Origin of the sequence: Kangiella japonica (assembly GCF_039523535.1) — a bacterium.
Lineage (GTDB): Bacteria > Pseudomonadota > Gammaproteobacteria > Enterobacterales > Kangiellaceae > Kangiella > Kangiella japonica.
Window position 1 is genome coordinate 597,399 of the sequence record NZ_BAAAFM010000003.1, and the last position, 16,384, is coordinate 613,782.

17 protein-coding genes are annotated in these 16,384 nt (G+C 41.5%); 4 read left to right on the forward strand and 13 right to left on the reverse strand.

The genetic code is table 11. From position 1 onward, the window contains the following. Positions 1-16: 16 nt before the first annotated feature. The 3 genes from folP to rlmE all read right to left on the reverse strand — a co-directional run bounded on the left by folP (position 17) and on the right by rlmE (position 3,652). Entirely contained in the window at positions 17-829 is an 813-nt protein-coding gene (gene folP / locus ABD128_RS06215; RefSeq protein ID WP_343988103.1) for a dihydropteroate synthase, read from the reverse strand. 63 nt (positions 830-892) lie between these two features. Next, positions 893-2,839: an ATP-dependent zinc metalloprotease FtsH gene (ftsH, locus tag ABD128_RS06220; RefSeq protein WP_343988106.1), complete on the reverse strand. Its 1,947-nt coding sequence runs from the start codon at positions 2,837-2,839 to the stop codon at positions 893-895. A gap of 192 nt (positions 2,840-3,031) precedes the next feature. After that, entirely contained in the window at positions 3,032-3,652 is a 621-nt protein-coding gene (gene rlmE / locus ABD128_RS06225; protein WP_343988109.1) for a 23S rRNA (uridine(2552)-2'-O)-methyltransferase RlmE, read from the reverse strand. 94 nt (positions 3,653-3,746) lie between these two features. On the opposite strand from rlmE, the gene yhbY reads away from it, so the two are divergent. Both yhbY and ABD128_RS06235 read left to right on the forward strand, forming a co-directional pair. Next, the gene (gene yhbY / locus ABD128_RS06230; RefSeq protein WP_343988112.1) at positions 3,747-4,055 is read left to right on the forward strand and encodes a ribosome assembly RNA-binding protein YhbY; all 309 of its coding nucleotides are present in this window, start codon (positions 3,747-3,749) and stop codon (positions 4,053-4,055) included. A 36-nt stretch (positions 4,056-4,091) separates the two neighbouring features. Further along, entirely contained in the window at positions 4,092-4,781 is a 690-nt protein-coding gene (locus ABD128_RS06235; RefSeq protein ID WP_343988115.1) for a response regulator transcription factor, read from the forward strand. Positions 4,782-4,791: 10 nt separating this feature from the next. Here the strand turns inward: ABD128_RS06235 and ABD128_RS06240 are convergent, their stop codons facing one another. Genes ABD128_RS06240 through ABD128_RS06275 form a run of 8 tightly spaced genes read right to left on the reverse strand, consistent with a single transcriptional unit; the run spans position 4,792 to position 12,491 of the window. Next, on the reverse strand, positions 4,792-6,084 hold the full coding sequence (locus ABD128_RS06240) for a sensor histidine kinase (protein WP_343988118.1): 1,293 nt from the start codon (positions 6,082-6,084) through the stop codon (positions 4,792-4,794). Continuing rightward, entirely contained in the window at positions 6,077-7,102 is a 1,026-nt protein-coding gene (locus tag ABD128_RS06245; protein WP_343989369.1) for an SAM-dependent methyltransferase, read from the reverse strand. Before ABD128_RS06245 ends, ABD128_RS06240 begins: the two co-directional genes overlap by 8 nt. 41 nt (positions 7,103-7,143) lie before the next feature. After that, on the reverse strand, positions 7,144-7,920 hold the full coding sequence (locus tag ABD128_RS06250; RefSeq protein ID WP_343988122.1) for a DUF1295 domain-containing protein: 777 nt from the start codon (positions 7,918-7,920) through the stop codon (positions 7,144-7,146). Further along, on the reverse strand, positions 7,913-8,467 hold the full coding sequence (locus tag ABD128_RS06255; RefSeq protein ID WP_343988125.1) for a DUF2878 domain-containing protein: 555 nt from the start codon (positions 8,465-8,467) through the stop codon (positions 7,913-7,915). The genes ABD128_RS06250 and ABD128_RS06255 overlap by 8 nt, the downstream gene beginning before the upstream one ends. Continuing rightward, entirely contained in the window at positions 8,449-9,726 is a 1,278-nt protein-coding gene (locus ABD128_RS06260) for a class I SAM-dependent methyltransferase (protein ID WP_343988128.1), read from the reverse strand. The genes ABD128_RS06255 and ABD128_RS06260 overlap by 19 nt, the downstream gene beginning before the upstream one ends. Positions 9,727-9,740: 14 nt before the next feature. Then, a complete protein-coding gene (locus ABD128_RS06265) occupies positions 9,741-10,529 on the reverse strand; it encodes a DUF1365 domain-containing protein (protein ID WP_343988131.1) in 789 nt (262 codons plus the stop codon). After that, on the reverse strand, positions 10,519-11,775 hold the full coding sequence (locus tag ABD128_RS06270; RefSeq protein WP_343988134.1) for an NAD(P)/FAD-dependent oxidoreductase: 1,257 nt from the start codon (positions 11,773-11,775) through the stop codon (positions 10,519-10,521). The genes ABD128_RS06265 and ABD128_RS06270 overlap by 11 nt, the downstream gene beginning before the upstream one ends. Further along, on the reverse strand, positions 11,772-12,491 hold the full coding sequence (locus tag ABD128_RS06275; RefSeq protein WP_425545682.1) for an acyl-CoA desaturase: 720 nt from the start codon (positions 12,489-12,491) through the stop codon (positions 11,772-11,774). The genes ABD128_RS06270 and ABD128_RS06275 overlap by 4 nt, the downstream gene beginning before the upstream one ends. A gap of 377 nt (positions 12,492-12,868) precedes the next feature. On the opposite strand from ABD128_RS06275, the gene ABD128_RS06280 reads away from it, so the two are divergent. Both ABD128_RS06280 and ABD128_RS06285 read left to right on the forward strand, forming a co-directional pair. Beyond that, positions 12,869-13,357, forward strand: a complete 489-nt coding sequence (locus ABD128_RS06280; RefSeq protein ID WP_343988137.1) for a nuclear transport factor 2 family protein — start codon at positions 12,869-12,871, stop codon at positions 13,355-13,357. Continuing rightward, positions 13,357-13,878 (forward strand): chalcone isomerase family protein, encoded by a 522-nt coding sequence (locus ABD128_RS06285; protein WP_343988140.1) that lies wholly within the window; start codon positions 13,357-13,359, stop codon positions 13,876-13,878. Before ABD128_RS06280 ends, ABD128_RS06285 begins: the two co-directional genes overlap by 1 nt. 27 nt (positions 13,879-13,905) lie before the next feature. On the opposite strand, the gene phrB is transcribed toward ABD128_RS06285, so the two are convergent. Then, the gene (gene phrB / locus ABD128_RS06290; protein WP_343988143.1) at positions 13,906-15,279 is read right to left on the reverse strand and encodes a deoxyribodipyrimidine photo-lyase; all 1,374 of its coding nucleotides are present in this window, start codon (positions 15,277-15,279) and stop codon (positions 13,906-13,908) included. Positions 15,280-15,340: 61 nt separating this feature from the next. Beyond that, complete coding sequence (locus ABD128_RS06295; RefSeq protein WP_343988145.1) at positions 15,341-16,288, reverse strand: YbgA family protein; 948 nt, start codon at positions 16,286-16,288, stop codon at positions 15,341-15,343. Positions 16,289-16,384: the final 96 nt, after the last annotated feature.

The following is a 16,384-nucleotide window of genomic DNA, read 5'->3' on the forward strand; positions in this document are numbered from 1 at the left end:
CTATTTTTATTTATCGTTATTGAAAAGCGTTTATAATTTTCATTGCCTGCACCGTTTCCTCAACATCATGCACGCGTAAAATCTTCGCTCCGTTCAGCGCGGCATAAGAAGCAGCGACAACACTACCTAAACCTCGCTCAGCTATATCTTTATCCAAAATTTGCCCAATCATGGTTTTCCTAGAGACACCAACCAATATAGGGCAGCCAATTTTATTGAAACTCATTAATTGCCTCATTAATTGGCAGTTGTGCTCTAAAGTTTTACCAAAACCAAAGCCTGGGTCAATAATTATTCTTTGTTGTGAAACCCCTTCTGCCTCGCATTCTGCAATACGTTTTATTAATGAATCCTGAACCTCACTAACAACATTGTCATATTGCGGATTCTGCTGCATGGTTTGTGGCTCCCCCTGCATATGCATAATGCAGGTGTAAGCATTTGAGTTAGCTACAGCTTCTAAGGCACCAGGTGTTGTTAATGAACGCACATCATTGATTATATCGACCTTGTATTTTAACGCTTCCTGCATCACTTCTGGTTTACTAGTATCAACAGAAACAATGGCGCCATTTTGTTTGGCACACTCAATCATAGGTAAAACACGTTCTAACTCTTGCTGCACAGAAACTTCCGCCGCCCCTGGCCGCGTAGACTCACCACCGATGTCGATAATGTCGGCACCCGATTCTAACATCGTCAGCACTTGGGCTTCTGCTGAGGCTCTATCGAGAAATCGTCCACCATCTGAAAATGAGTCTGGGGTTGTATTTAGAATCCCCATAACCAGGGGTTTAGGCTGTAATAGCAGTTTTGTCAGTTTACTCATTATTGTCTTTCCAGTTCTATGATCATGAAAAAAGGGCCCCTTGAGGCCCTTGTCATAATCATCTTAAGAACGGTCGTTTTCGGTATGATTATCGGCAGGCTCTTGAGCAGATGCTTGCTCTCTGCGATTTTCCTCACGCGTGTCATCCTGACGACTATCTTGAGTGTTTTTATCAGACCAATCAGCAGGAGGTCTCGGCTCTTCGCCTTTCATAATGTCTTCAATTTGCTTGGCATCAATGGTTTCGTACTTCATTAACGCTTGCGCCATAGCATGCAACTTATCGATTTCTTCATTTAGAATTTTCTTAGCGCGATCATAGTTGCGGTCGATAAACTCTCTAATTTCGGCATCAATAATTCTAGCCGTATCATCAGAAATATTCTTATGCTGAGTGACCGAGCGCCCTAAGAATACTTCACCTTCATCTTCTGCGTACGATAAAGGCCCTAACTTTTCTGATAAGCCCCACTTAGTCACCATATTACGTGCAATATCAGTGGCGCGCTCAATATCATTAGAAGCACCTGTAGTAACTTGTTCAGGCCCATTCAGAATTTCTTCGGCAATGCGCCCTCCAAATAAAGAAGACAGCTGACTTTCCAGCGCTTCTTTAGACAAGGAGTAGCGATCTTGCTCAGGCAAGTACATGGTTACACCAAGCGCACGGCCTCTAGGAATAATGCTGACCTTATACACAGGATCATGGCTCGGGACGCGAAGACCAACGATTGCGTGCCCCGCTTCATGGTAAGCAGTATTCAGTTTTTCTTCTTCCGTCATCACCATTGAGCGACGTTCTGCACCCATTAAAATTTTATCTTTAGCTTTTTCAAACTGCTCCATTCCAACAGTGCGTCGACTATCACGAGCAGCGAATAACGCAGCTTCGTTTACTAAGTTGGCTAAATCAGCTCCGGAGAATCCTGGCGTACCACGTGCAATCAAACTCGGCTCAACATCGTCATCCACTGGAATCTTTCTCATATGGACTTTGATGATTTGCTCACGGCCTTTTATATCAGGCAAACCAACGATTACTTGACGGTCAAAGCGGCCTGGACGCAATAAAGCGGGGTCTAAGACATCTGGACGGTTGGTAGCAGCAATGACAATGACACCTTCACCACCTTCAAAGCCATCCATTTCAACCAATAACTGGTTCAAAGTCTGCTCGCGCTCGTCATGGCCACCACCAAGTCCTGCGCCACGATGGCGACCCACAGCATCAATCTCGTCGATAAAAATAATACATGGCGCGTGTTTCTTCGCTTGCTCGAACATATCACGAACACGAGAAGCACCAACACCAACAAACATTTCTACGAAGTCAGAGCCTGAAATCGTAAAGAAAGGAACTTTAGCTTCGCCTGCAATGGCTCGTGCTAATAAGGTTTTACCCGTACCAGGAGGGCCTACCATTAAAACGCCACGTGGAATTTTACCACCTAGACGTTGGAACTTACGTGGATCACGTAAGAAATCGACTAACTCGCCTACTTCCTCTTTGGCTTCTTCTACACCAGCAACATCTGCGAAAGTGGTTTTAACCTGATCTTCACTCAACATGCGAGCTTTACTTTTACCAAAGGAAAGTGCACCGCCACCCTTACCACCGCCTTGCATTTGGCGCATGAAATAAATCCAGACAGCAATTAATAATAGGATTGGGCCGAAGCTTAATAAGAAGGTACCGAAACCGCCTGTTTCGCGCTTTTTACCCGAATACTGAACCTTATTATCTAGAAGAATTTCATTCAGCTTTTCGTGGCCACCAGGAGGGATTTCGGCATTAATCGAGCGACTCGAGCCTGAATCTTGACCTGAAACCGTACCAGTATTAGGGTCAATAATGACATTATCCACCTGTTTTGCTTCAATCCTTTCAACAAACTCAGAGAATGCGATTTTACTATCGTCTAGCTGCTTCTCCTGAATAGCATCGATAACGACAAACAAAATCACTGCCGCTATAACCCAAAATAGAATATTTTTTACTAAATCGCTCAAAATTTGACCTCAACTCCGACAGTTACCTGTCTTTACTTACTGACTCAGCATTATGCCACGCTTTATGAGATTGGTAAGCCCAATTACTGCATAAATTGGCATAAAATCAAGCCAGTATCTTAACAAAACGTAATTATTTCCATAATGTTTTTCTAGCAATACTTATTTAAATATTGCCTAACACCCGCTAATTTAGCCTTTAAAGCCTTGTGCAACCACATAGACTTCTCTGGAGCGAGCTCTAGAGGCGTCTGGTTTGCGAATCATGACCTTAGCAAAAGAGTCTTTGCACTGCCTAATATATTCGTCAAAACCTTCGCCCTGGAATACTTTAACCACGTAACTGCCACCCTGTGCCAAGACATCTCGCGCTAGCTCTAATGCCAGTTCAGCAAGGTACATTGCTTTGGGCTGATCAATAGCATCCATCCCACTCATATTGGGGGCCATGTCCGATAATACAAGGGTCGCTTTTTCTTCACCGATCAAAGCCATCAGCTCATTAAGCACGGATTCCTCCCTGAAATCGCCTTGAATAAAAGACACATCGGGTAAGGGATCCATCGGCAGTATGTCTAACGCAAAGATTTTGCCTTTACTACCAACCTTATAAGCAGCGTATTGTGACCACCCGCCAGGAGCAGCCCCTAGATCGACTATAGTACAACCCGGCTTTATAAGGCGATATTTGAGATCAAGCTCTTCCAGCTTGTAGACAGCACGCGAACGATACCCGTCTTTTTGCGACTTTTTGACATAAGGATCGTCAAAATGCTCCTTCATCCAGCGCTGGCTGCTTTTTGTTCGTGACATAGCTTAGAAAAATACTTGTATTGATTAAAACTAGTCTCTATTGTACCGTTTTTAAGGTAAAATAACCGCAATTCATAACCATTAAGTCTATTAAATGTCACAAACAAACAAGCCGTTAAGCAAAACTCAAGTAAAATTTTTGCGTAGCAAAGCGCACAAACTTAAGCCCGTCGTGATGATCGGTGATAAAGGGTTAACTGAAAACGTATTAGAAGAGATCAATCTTGCTCTTAATCACCACGAACTGATTAAGGTTCGCATTCGTACTGAAGAGCGTGATGACAAAAAGGCGATGATCACTGAAATTTGCAAAAAAACCAAAGCACAAGAAGTTCAAGTTATCGGCCATGTAGTTGCTCTGTATCGTCGCTCTGATGATGTAAAGATCGTATTACCCAAGTAATCATCCGGACTGTGAGAAATAATTAAGGAGTCACGAGTGGCCTATAGCGTTTTACTGGTTGAAGACCATGCTGAATTGGCAGCAACGACTGGAGAGTTTTTGGAACTTTGCGGTTATATCGTGGACTATGCCAACGACGGTCAAACAGGCTTAAATCTAGCTCTAAAAAACAGCTACGACGCCTTAATCCTAGATGTCATGTTACCGAGCATGAGTGGCTATGACATCTGTCGCAAAGTCCGCCAAGAAGCCAAGTCTGATATCCCTATTCTCATGCTAACAGCGCGTGACCAGCTGCAAGATAAACTGGAAGGTTTCGATACTGGTGCAGACGATTACTTAATTAAGCCGTTTGATTTTGAAGAGTTGAATGCTCGTCTCAACTCTATCATTAAGCGTCACAAGGGCGACTTCAGCAGTAAGCCTTTAAAGATACACGATCTTGAGCTCGATCTTAAAACCATGACTGTTACCCGCGCCGGTAAAAACTTGAAGCTATCGCCAACGGGATTACAAATACTCAAAGTCTTGATGCGCCGCTCCCCTGAGCTCGTTTCCAGAGAAGAAATCGAGCGCGAGCTGTGGGGTGACTTAGTACCTGATAGCGATGTTCTGCGGAGTCACTTATACAATTTACGCAAAGTCATCGATAAACCATTTGATAATGCACTACTTCACACGGTCCCGAGTTTAGGTCTAAAAATAGTGCCGCCAGACAATAAGTAAGCTCAGCAGTCTAGGACACGCTTTCAGGCACCGTGAGCGTTACTTTAGTACCTTTACCCTTCTCGCTTTCTATAGACAGTTTCCAGTCCATTTGCTGACAGACTCTATTAACAATTGGTAGCCCAAGCCCAAAGCCTTTCACTTTCATACTTTCACGATCTTCGCGAAAAAAGGGCTCATAAACGCGTTTTAATGCATCTGGATGAATACCACAACCCGTGTCTTCAACTATTATATCGCGTCCCCTCAGAGTAATTACTAATTCACCTTTGTCAGTGTAATTAAATGCATTACTAATGATGTTATTGAGACAAATACAAAAGAGGCGCTTTGAAACTTTGGCTTTGATCTGATCTTGGTAAACAGTAGTGACATTAATATCTTTGCCGACATTAATTTTCTCGATTTGCCTTAATTGCTGTTCGACTAGGTCATTGAGCAAAACTGGCTTGTCTGAAATTTCGGGCGTTTGATCACGCGACAAAAGCAACAGAGCTTCGAGTAATCCTTCCATATCCTTAATCATGGGATGCATTCGATCCACTACCGTTTGCTGACGCTCGCTCAAGTCTTGCCGATCGAGCACCGACAAAGATCCCTTTAAAACTGCTAACGGCGTTCTCAATTCATGACTAGCGTAGCGCGTAAAGTTTTTTTCTCTTTCCACATACTCCTCAACCTGTTTGGCGTACTTCTTAAAGGCGTTAAGTAGTACATCAACTTCGGCATTGGCATCCCTTTCGATATCAGAAAAATCGATTTCAAAGCCTTCATGACCATCCACACTTTCCATCTTCCTCGATAGCTTTATCACTGGCGAAACAGCGCGTTTGGCCATGTGATAACTGATCCATGCAGGCAGGTAAATAATGAGTAAGACCAAGGCGAGGGGTGTTATACCAAAGAAAAGAGCAAGTTTGGCTACTTGACCTTCTTCAAAAACTAAATAAAGTTTCTTCCCATGTCGCTGAGAAACGTGCACTAACGGCCTCTTTTCCCGCGTTTCAAGACGTTGATAGCCTAGAGGAAGCTTTGCTAGGTCTTCTGGCACAGCTTGTTTATCGCCCTCTTGCTCCATATATCCCGTTAAATTTAACGTTTTTGGCAGGTTACTATTGGGATCTTGCTCATAATGTTGCCAATAAAATTCGGCTTCGCCCTCTAGTGCCTGTTTAATTAAAACTTTTTCGACAACTTTTCCTGCGCCATAAACGCTGAGCAGAGTGACACCGCTAATTAGGACAAGCTGAATCAGCATTGCCTTAATCAGTTTATGGTGTATTCGCTTCTGCTTCTTAGCCATTTTCGTTAGTTGATTTCTTGAATCGATAGTGAGCGACTAGCCACTCGTTGCCATTGTTTAAGCCGAAAAGTTCTGCACATGACATGAAAAATATACGCCACCGCTGCAACCAAATTTTTCCTTCTTTTTCACCATACACTTTTTTAAATAGTGTTAATACAGTTTCTTTCTTGCGGTCAATATTCTCAAGCCAAGCATTTGAGGTTTTTTCATAATGCTGCCCACTTAATAACCATCGTTTATCCAAGGTCAATCCTTGCTGAAAATTCAAGAATGTATCAGCGGCAGGCATCTGACCTCCGCTGAAGAAGTACTTCCCCATCCAGTTATCATCACCTTCCTCTTCAATGGGGTACATCAAATATCGATGGCAGAAGATGTGAATGAAACATCTTCCTTGCTTTTCTAGCCACTGCTCCATGTTCTGAAAGAGCTTCTGGTAGTTTCGTACATGCTCGAACATCTCGATTGAAACTATACGGTCAAACCTTTGCTCTGTCTTGAAATCATTAATATCCACAGTAATAACGTCTATATTACTTAAACCTCTAAATTCAGCTTCCTTCATAATAAACTCTCGCTGCGAATGTGAGTTAGAGAGCGCGGTAACCTGACTATTTGGATACTTCCCGGCGAGGTAAAGTGTTAAAGAGCCCCAACCACAGCCAAGCTCTAAAATTTTTTGCCCATCCTCAAATTGACCGCGAACCGTATACAACTCAAGCATCTTGGCTTCTGCAGCCGTCAAGTCTTGTGTATCTTCGTTCCATAAGCAACTGCTGTATTTTAAATGTTCTCCTAACGCTAACTTGTAAAAATCTGCGGGGACCTCATAGTGTTGCTCATTCGCCTTGTCAGTCTTAATAGCGATGTCACTATTGCGTAACTCTCCTAAAAAGCGATTGTACTGCTCACCTTGAGCCTCAATGTCATTGACGTGCTCATCAACCAGCCTTTGCTGACATAGCTTACGAATACCAGCCCGAATAACCGCATCCGGCAAAGTACCAGATTCCATAAGTTTAATAATCGTTTGAATCACAATTAGCTCCAGAGCATTTAGCTTTGAGGTGGGCCGATAAAAAATTTATTAGTGCGCTCCTGATACTGACGATAGGCTTCACCTTTTGAACGCAAGTTTTGTTGTTCGTTAAAGGGGATCCCTGTGAGTTTCAAAAGAAAAAGAAGCATAATGAATGGGAATACAATCATCAGCCAGACTAGCTCACTGCCGATCAACAACAGTGGGTAAGCGAACCAGTGCGTCCATTCGAAAAAATAATTAGGATGGCGTGAGTATTTCCAAAGTCCGTGATCGCAGACTTTCCCTGAGCTCGCAGCATTCCTTTTAAACTGGTGTAGCTGTCTGTCAGATAGCCAAACGCCTATGTAGGACACAGTTATAATTAATAGCGCAGCTAGCTGCGCAACACCGATAGCACCTTGATGGTTCGCCAAAACCGATGCTGGGAAACTGAACAAGCTAATGATGAGTCCCTGTCCCACAAAAAAGAATAGAAATTTTAATTGAGTATTCTCTTTCCAGTAGCTTCTTAAATGCGCATACCGGCCATCTTCTTTAGATAAGTCATAACGTGAAATTAGATGCCAAAAAAGTCTAAAATACCATGCTACTGGGATGACCAAAACGACAAACCGATAAAACCAATCGCCTGTAGCTAAAAAGAATAGAATCAATCCATTTACCACAATCATTCCAGCCCAAACAATATCAACGATGTCAGCGTGTTGATATTTTTTTTGCCAAAACCATGCTGTAATTTGTGCGATTAAATTTAAGCATAACAATGCTAGGAGAAGATTGATATTAGGCATCAGCTATCCACCATTTCTCGAATAGGCGATACTTTTTTACAATAATGGTTAACAAAAAGCCTATCGTAAACCACCCTGCAGCCATTAAACTCAGCGTCAATACTGGCGTGTTAATCTCAATAGCACCTATTCGCTCAGCCGCCAAGTAGGATAATGGCCCACCGATTGCAAGCACTGCACCAGCCAAATAAGGGCTTGCCTGCACCCACTTCAAAGAATGGTTAAAGCTTGCTCCAAGTGCAATCCACAGCGCCAATATCCACCAAGGCGCTATATCAGGTGATGGCCAATGTTCTTTAAATTCAATTAAGCCACTACTTGACCATATTGACGCTAGGACAAACCCTGATATAAAACTACAGCTAATCACTACAAAATCACTACCTTCCCTTACATCAGATCGTAACTGCCACACCATCAACACGATAAATATTATAGGTCCTAACCACATCTGGTCAAAAGTTATACCTACAATAAAGCCAACCCATACTAGCTGTAACAAGATGAAGTTAACGAGGTTTTTAAACTTCATTCTTGGGCCAGCCATTGCTTTCTTTTGTTCTGTGGCTTAGCAAACAATAAGTGAGTATCGCTTATCGATTTCTCGATAAAGCCACCTTCACAATAACTAAAATAATATAGCCACATACGAGTAAACTCCTCGCTATAGCCCTGATTTTTTATTCGCTCTAGATTTTGAGTAAACCGCGCCTTCCAGTGACTCAAGGTTTTTGCGTAGCTTTCGCCAAAGTCTTCTAGATTAATTAACCTTAAATCTGAAACTTTTGCGGCACTAGATACGACTGCTGAAACACAAGGAATAAAGCTTCCTGGGAAAATATATCGTTTAATGAAATCAACAGATTTGAGTGCTTGCTTGTAGCGGCGGTCTTCGATTGTAATAGCCTGAATCAAAGCCAATCCGTCTGCCTTCAGAAGTTTGCTACATTGCTCAATATAGGTGTCTAAATAATGATGACCAACAGCTTCGATCATCTCAATTGAAACCAATTTATCATACTGGCCTCTTAGCTCACGATAGTCTTGTTTCAGTAGAGTAATCTTATCGTTCAATCCTTCTTCGGCAATTCTTTGCTTAGTGTATTGGTATTGTTGTTCTGAAATAGTAGTTGTCGTGACATGGCATCCATAGTTTTTTGCTGCATAAATCGCCATACCGCCCCAACCAGTTCCAACCTCAATTACTTTATCCGTTGGCTGCAATGATAACTTTTCGCAAATCGTCTTCAGTTTATATTCTGAAGCCTCTTCTAATGACTCATTGCCTTTGAATATGGCTGATGAATACATCATGTGTTGATCTAAGAACAAGTTAAAGAAATCATTTCCAAGATCGTAATGCGCAGAAATATTACTCTTACTACCACCAACGCTGTTCTTGTTGAAATGGTGCCATATTTTCAAGATGCTATTTTTCAACCAAGCCAAGCCACCTTCCATAGCATCTAACAACTCAATATTTCTTACTAGAATTCGAACAAGGCCAGTAAGGTCATCAACTTCCCACTTGCCATCAATATAGGCTTGGGCCGCTCCATTACTTCCTTCAAGCGCAATTAATCGGTAGAAATCCAAATCCCGGATCGTCAAAACAACAGAGAGGTCGGTTTGTTGATCACCACAAACAAACGTTTCGATGGGGTCGGAAATTATTATTCCTCCATGAGTAATACCGCTTAAAGTGTCTTTAACCTGATTACGAATTATGCGCAGCATGCCGCGATTGAATACAGCTTGCTCCCCGCTATTGCTGCTTTGTTTTTCTGTTCGTGTAAATTGTGACATCTCTGCTCCCGATACTAATAATGCTTTGGATGGTCATAAACCTTGAATCGCTTAAGCCATAATTTCAGAGCCTGCCAATAGATTAAAAAGCTCATCTTTTGCGGTTGTAGTGCATTTCTAAAGGCATACTGCTTCATAGCTTTATTGGTTAATGGTAGAAGCTCTGCCGTGAAGGTTGTGTCAAAATACTTCTTCCCTTCGTTGGTTAATATAACCATATGGACACGAAGTTTTTTTTGCGTCACCTTAAAGGTCCACCGGTAATGCATATCCATCTTTATAAATGGTGATACATGAAACTCTTTGTTGAAGTTAAACTGCATTATCGATTGACGCTTGGAATCATCATCTTCTATACAGTCGAATATATAGCTGTGTCGCTCCCCCCATGGAGTATTGGTTATCTCGCTCACAATATATTCAAGTTTATTATTTAGGTCATAACAGAAGTAAAAGCACACGGAGTTAAAGTTATACCCATAGTTTCTTAAGTGTGACATCATGAAAACCTTACCATTAAACTCCTTGCCCTTTTCCCTACCTATCGACTGAATAATATTTTGCATAGTCACTTGCGGCGGGGGGTGACGATAACTTTTACTAGCGTGGTCTTGATGGAAGTCTTTCTGTCGAAAAGAAACGATATTTGTTTTTTCAATACTCCAATATCGACATTGCTCGAACGTCTGTTCTACTTTATCGAGGTCTAAGAGTGTCCATGTCATCTTGTATTCAAACTGGTGACGCTTTGGCTTATACCTACGATGTCTAACCCAGCCCTTAACTAAGGCATTATTCAGCATTGTCTACATCCAGTAGTAATTGCTGCGCTGCCTCTAAGCCACTTCGAGCTCCATCTTCATGAAAACCCCAACCCCAGTAAGCGCCACAAAAATAACTTGATGAAAAGCCCTGCAATAAATATCTTTTCTTCTGCGCTTTTATGGTTTCTTGTGTATAAATGGGGTGTTCATATTCGAGGTACTTCCAAACTTTTTCCTTATCCACTAACTCGTTCATATTCAAGCTTACGATGACTGGTTTATCTGTATCTAATGATTGCAAAAGGTTCATATAATAGCTTACTGTGCAGTGCTCTTTACTCGCTTCACTTCGAATGACGTTCCAACTGGCCCAGGCTTTCTTTTGTCGGGGTAAAAGATTTGTATCCCAATGTAAGCAAACATCATTGTGCTGATACTTTATAGCACCTAATACTTCCCTTTCATCATCGCTTGGTGTCTCAATGAGCTTTAAAGCTTGATCGCTATGACAAGCAAAGATTACCTTATCAAAGACTTCATCCTCTGCATCACGCATTTTAATAACTACGTCTGTCTCGCTTCTTACCACCGACTGAATTTCAGCATTAAGTTTTATCCTAAAGTTTGAATTTGCCTTAATCGCTTCCAAGTACGAGCGAGAGCCACCACTAATAGTTTTCCAAAGAGGTCTATTACTGATTTGCATCATATTATGGTTTTGCATAAAAGCGACTAAATATCGTGCAGGGAATTTTAGGATGAGTTCGGATCTACCCGACCATAAAGCACTTGCCATCGGCACTATATGTTCATCGATAAAGTAGTCGCTGTAATTGTTCTGCCTTAAATAGTCTCCCAGACTGATGTTATTATCATGTTCAGTGAGTAACGCTTTTGCTTCTTTATAAAAGCGTTTGATATCACTAATCATTCGATAAAAATTTAGATTCAAAACATTCTTTCGTTGGCAAAACAGTTTATCTATAGAAGTCGCGTTGTACTCCAAACCACTGAGCCTATTAGAAACCGAAAAACTCATGTCACTATCCTTATAAGGCACATTGTATTTGGTTACTAGCTCAGTAAATCGGGGGTAATTTTCAGGATTAAAAACTATGAAGCCTGTATCAACATCAATTTGCCAACCATCAATCACAATAGTTTGTGTATCAGCATGACCACCGATCTTGTTATTTTTTTCAAACACAGTTACTGAGCACCGTTCTGATAAATATGCAGCGGCAGAGATCCCTGATATCCCTGAGCCAATAATTGCCACCCTCATAGCCTATCTTCCTTTATTTTTGCTAATTCAGGTTTTCGAAGCTCCCAGATCAGTCCAGTTTTTTCCATAACCCATAAAATATAATAGCTAATGTCAATCTCCCACCAACGCAGTCCCTGTTTAATAGAGCCAGGAAATTTATGGTGATTGTTATGCCAACCTTCCCCAAGCGTAAGAATTGCAAGCAAAGGATTGTTTCGACTATCATCATCGGTTTTATAGGTTCGATAGCCCCAACGGTGCGCTAGCGAGTTAATCAGAAATGTGACATGCGAAAGTATCACCGTAGACACGAAGAATCCCCAGATTAGGATTTGCCACTTTGTAGCCCCTAGACTTGGATGGGCATTCTCTATGTATGTACCGATCATTAATATTACAAAAGCGTATAGGATTGGTGGTATAACATCATAGCGATCGAGCCACCTAAGCTCTTTATATTGAGCTAGATCTTTCACTCGATTTTCATTCGTTTGAAAATTCTTTTTAGTCAGAAACCATAGAGTATGGCTTCTAATGAAACCATCTTTCGGGGAGTGGGAATCTAGCTCAGTATCCGCATGCTTATGATGATGCCTATGGTGTGCAGCCCACCACAAGGGGCCTCGCTGAGTCGCTGTGGTTCCTAAAAACCCAAAGATACCTTGTATCACTCTACTCGTTTTGAATGTCTTATGGGAAAAGTACCGATGATAGAAAGCAGTGATAGCAAACATTCTTATAAAGTAACTTGCTATACAAATAATCACTGCAATCCAACTCACTCCAACAACGAAGATAAAAAGGCAGCTAAGATGTAGCAGGATGTAGGGAATAACTCTGGGCCAATCAACCCCATCATCAGTTAAAGTTCCAACTGCTTTATTGTCAAACCACTGTTTCAATACAATTAATCCTTTCTTAGTTATATAAACAGATTACGGTTTTTGCCGTGAAAATACTGTGAACCATTTGTTCACGAATATTTGACGTTGCCAGCTATATCCTAATATAACATCACAAAGCAGGTACCGTTACAATGAAGCTTCTTAAACTCTGTATTTTCTTATCATTGAGTTTTCTAATCATTTGCTGCTCGTCTGGAGGAGATCGCATGTACAACGAACGTGTAGAAGATTTTTTATCGGTTATAAAAACCATTCCTTCCACCAGCTCGCATCCAGACCCCGCTGCGCATTTTGAAATTGTCTTTAAAGACTTTCACAAAGATGCCAAGGAAAGCAATATTCGCGAAGTTTATGCCGACTCTTTCTATTTCAACGATACTTTCAAAACCTTCCGCAGTATTGATGAGTTAATTCCTTATATGGAAGAAACCGCTGAGAATGTTACGATCACAACTGTAGAAATACTTGATATTAGTCGTAGTGAAACCGATTATTACTTGCGTTGGAAAATGGTGATGGACTTTAGTGCAAAGGGTCGCGACATACATTCTGTATCAATTGGCATGACCCAGTTGCGTTTTAATGATGAAGGTAAAATTATACTCCACCAAGATTATTGGGATGGTGCAGAAGGCTTTTATCAACACTTACCCTATATCGGCTACTTTGTCCGTAAAGTAAGGGATAGTCTGTAATGAAGATTATTCCTTATTCATTACTGCTGCTTTTCTCTTTAACCTTAAAAGCTCAAATTACCGATACCATACAATACGATAATCAGACCTTCGCGCTTTGCGACAAAGAACGTGTATCTAAGCTGTGGTTTGATATCGTCGATGTTGGAGTTTATTACAAGGATTGCGCTGCAGCCGAAAACATTTTCGATAAACAATCCAAACTTCTTAGGTTTTCATACTTACGTGAAGTGGAAGGTAAGCAGTTTACCGAGGGCGCCATTGAATACCTTGAAGCTAACTTGTCTCCCAAGAGAAAATCTCTATGCTTAGCCTCTTTTACCGACCTCAATAACGCTTATCAGACTGTCGGGAACGGAGATGTTTATGATTTATATATCCTAAAAGATGAAGGCATTAAGCTTTATCTCAACAAAAAACACCTTCACACCATGCCTAATACAGAGTGTCGCTTAGACTACCTTAATGTTTGGTTTGGTGAAGAAACCATGGACAGCCAATTTCACGCCCTAGCAGAGTGAATTAACAACAGCAGAGCGAATCAATAGTTAGGCCAAAAGCTCCAGTGCTTTTTTTCGTGCTTCTTTATAGTCAATAATCGGCTCTGGATAGCCTAGACTTTCCCTTTGCGCCTTGCTTGGCTCATGGATTGATTTTTTGTCTAGCTCTTTAAGTTCGGGGACATACTTTCGAATAAAATCACCGTTGGCATCAAAGCGCTTAGACTGGGACAACGGGCTCATAATCCTGAAATAAGGCGCACTATCGGCACCTGTGGAAGAGCACCATTGCCAGCCCCCATTATTCGATGCAAAGTCGCCATCAATTAAGGTTTGCATAAAATAACGCTCACCCCAGCGCCAATCCACTAAGCAGAGTTTATTTAAAAACATAGCAGCATTCATGCGCAAACGATTATGCATCCAGCCCGTTTGGTTAAGTTGTCTCATGGCAGCATCAATTATCGGAAACCCTGTCTGCCCTTGTTTCCAAGCTTTAAACAAGTCCTGCCCCCCAGTCCAAGTCTCTTTTGCATCAAGATTATAGGCTTCGTGCTTTGCCAATCGTGGGTTGTCTATTAATAATTGTCGGTAAAACTCTCTCCACACTAACTCCGAGAACCAGGTATCACCGTACAGTTTAGCCTCGTCGCCTTCGTAGTGACGCAATAAAGCATGAATACATTGCTTTCCAGAGATGGTTCCTATAGCAAGATGTGCAGAAAGCATGCTTGTGCCCGCTACTGACGGTATGTCTCTTTTATCCTTGTATAAATCTACGTCATTTAAAAAACTTTCGAGTTTTTCATAAGCTGCGTTTTCTCCCGCACTCCACAAGTCCTTACGGTATTCTTGTGTAAATTCACTTGTGACTTGCTCTGTGAACTCAGAATTTTGTTTATCAGGCTTAGGCAGGGGTTCTATTGGCGCAGTTTTATGTTTTTCTATCCAAGCCTTTTTATAAGGGGTAAAGACTTTATAGGGTTCGCCCTGCTTATTTTTCACTAATCCAGGCTCTAGCGCCAAATCACCATGAAAACGTTGTACTTCAACCCCACACTCTTTGAGCTTAGTTTCTAGAGCCGCATCACGCTTCGTTTCGTTTAACGGGTACTCGTTATTGAAGTAGATACCATCTACATTATTTTCTTTAATGATTTCACAGAGTAGCTCTACCTGATCTTCAAAATAATCACAGCTTAAGATATCAAGCGGAACTCCGAGTGCGTTAAGCTCTTTACGAAGCTCAATTAAGCTGTCGTATATAAAACCAACTTTAGCCTCGGCCTCATGATGCTGTTGACGCTGTTTCCGTGCCTCTATAAAGACCCCGATAACCTCACCGTCCTGTGACGCTTGATATAGCGCAGGGTTATCATGAATACGAAGATCTTGCCTAAACCATACCAATTTTTTTCCCACGCCAAAATTCCTTAAATCTAGTTCTTAAAATTAGCTCTTAATATAACTTTAAAAATAGCTATTAAATATAGTTTCTTAAGCCCAGCTCAATCGGGTGAGGATTCAAATACGCTTGTTGTGCAATATAGTCATTCCCATACTGCTTAATATAATGATTCAGTAGTGTAACTGGTGCGATCAAGGTCAATGAACCATTACGATACTGCTCTATGACATTGACTAACTCTTTTTTTGCCTCAGGCTGCAAGTCCTCTTTTAGATAACCCAAAATATGATATAGCACATTACTATGGGACTTAGGGTTGGCTATCTTCTTTAAGCACTCCATTAACGCGAGCTCATAATTAGCGATTAACACACTTAGTTCTAAGCCATCATTGTTAGCAACTAATTGGCCCAGTTTTTTATAATCTGCATAGTTATGCGCCATCACTAAGTATTTATAGCGACTATGAAATTTAACTAGCGCATCCACAGAAGGCTTATCTTTTACGCTATCCTTTAAGTCCTGATAGGCAAATACTCGAGTGATAAAGTTTTCACGAAGCTTCACGTCTTGCAAACGCCCCTCTTCCTCAACCGGAAGCTCTGGTCGACTTTTCATGATCTCTTTAATGTAAACCCCACGATCCGACTTACCGGCTGGATTACCATTTTTGTGGTAAACCTTAACCCGCTCCATGCCGCAACTTGGTGAATTGCGAATCACGATATAACCACAGATATCGTCTAACTCAGGTAGTTTATTCTCTGCATAAGCTTTTAACTCATCGGTGACATCAAAAGACTGGTCATCGACCTGCACCACTCGAATATCGCCCTCATCATCAATCAAACGTATAGGCGGTCGAGGCGCAGGCATACCGATTCCCATTTCAGGACAAATCGGCTGATACTCAAACCAATCATTTAATGTATCCAGACAGTACTTCGACTGCTTATGCCCACCATCGAAGCGGACCTTGTTGCCTAATAGGCAAGAGCTAATGGCTATAGGTATTTTTTTCATAAGCAAATTATTGTGAACTCCGTGTGAAAACCCCGTGAATTGTGTTTGCTTTTGTCAGTTTATTTGCACGTAACGATTCTAACAAGTGTAACCCAT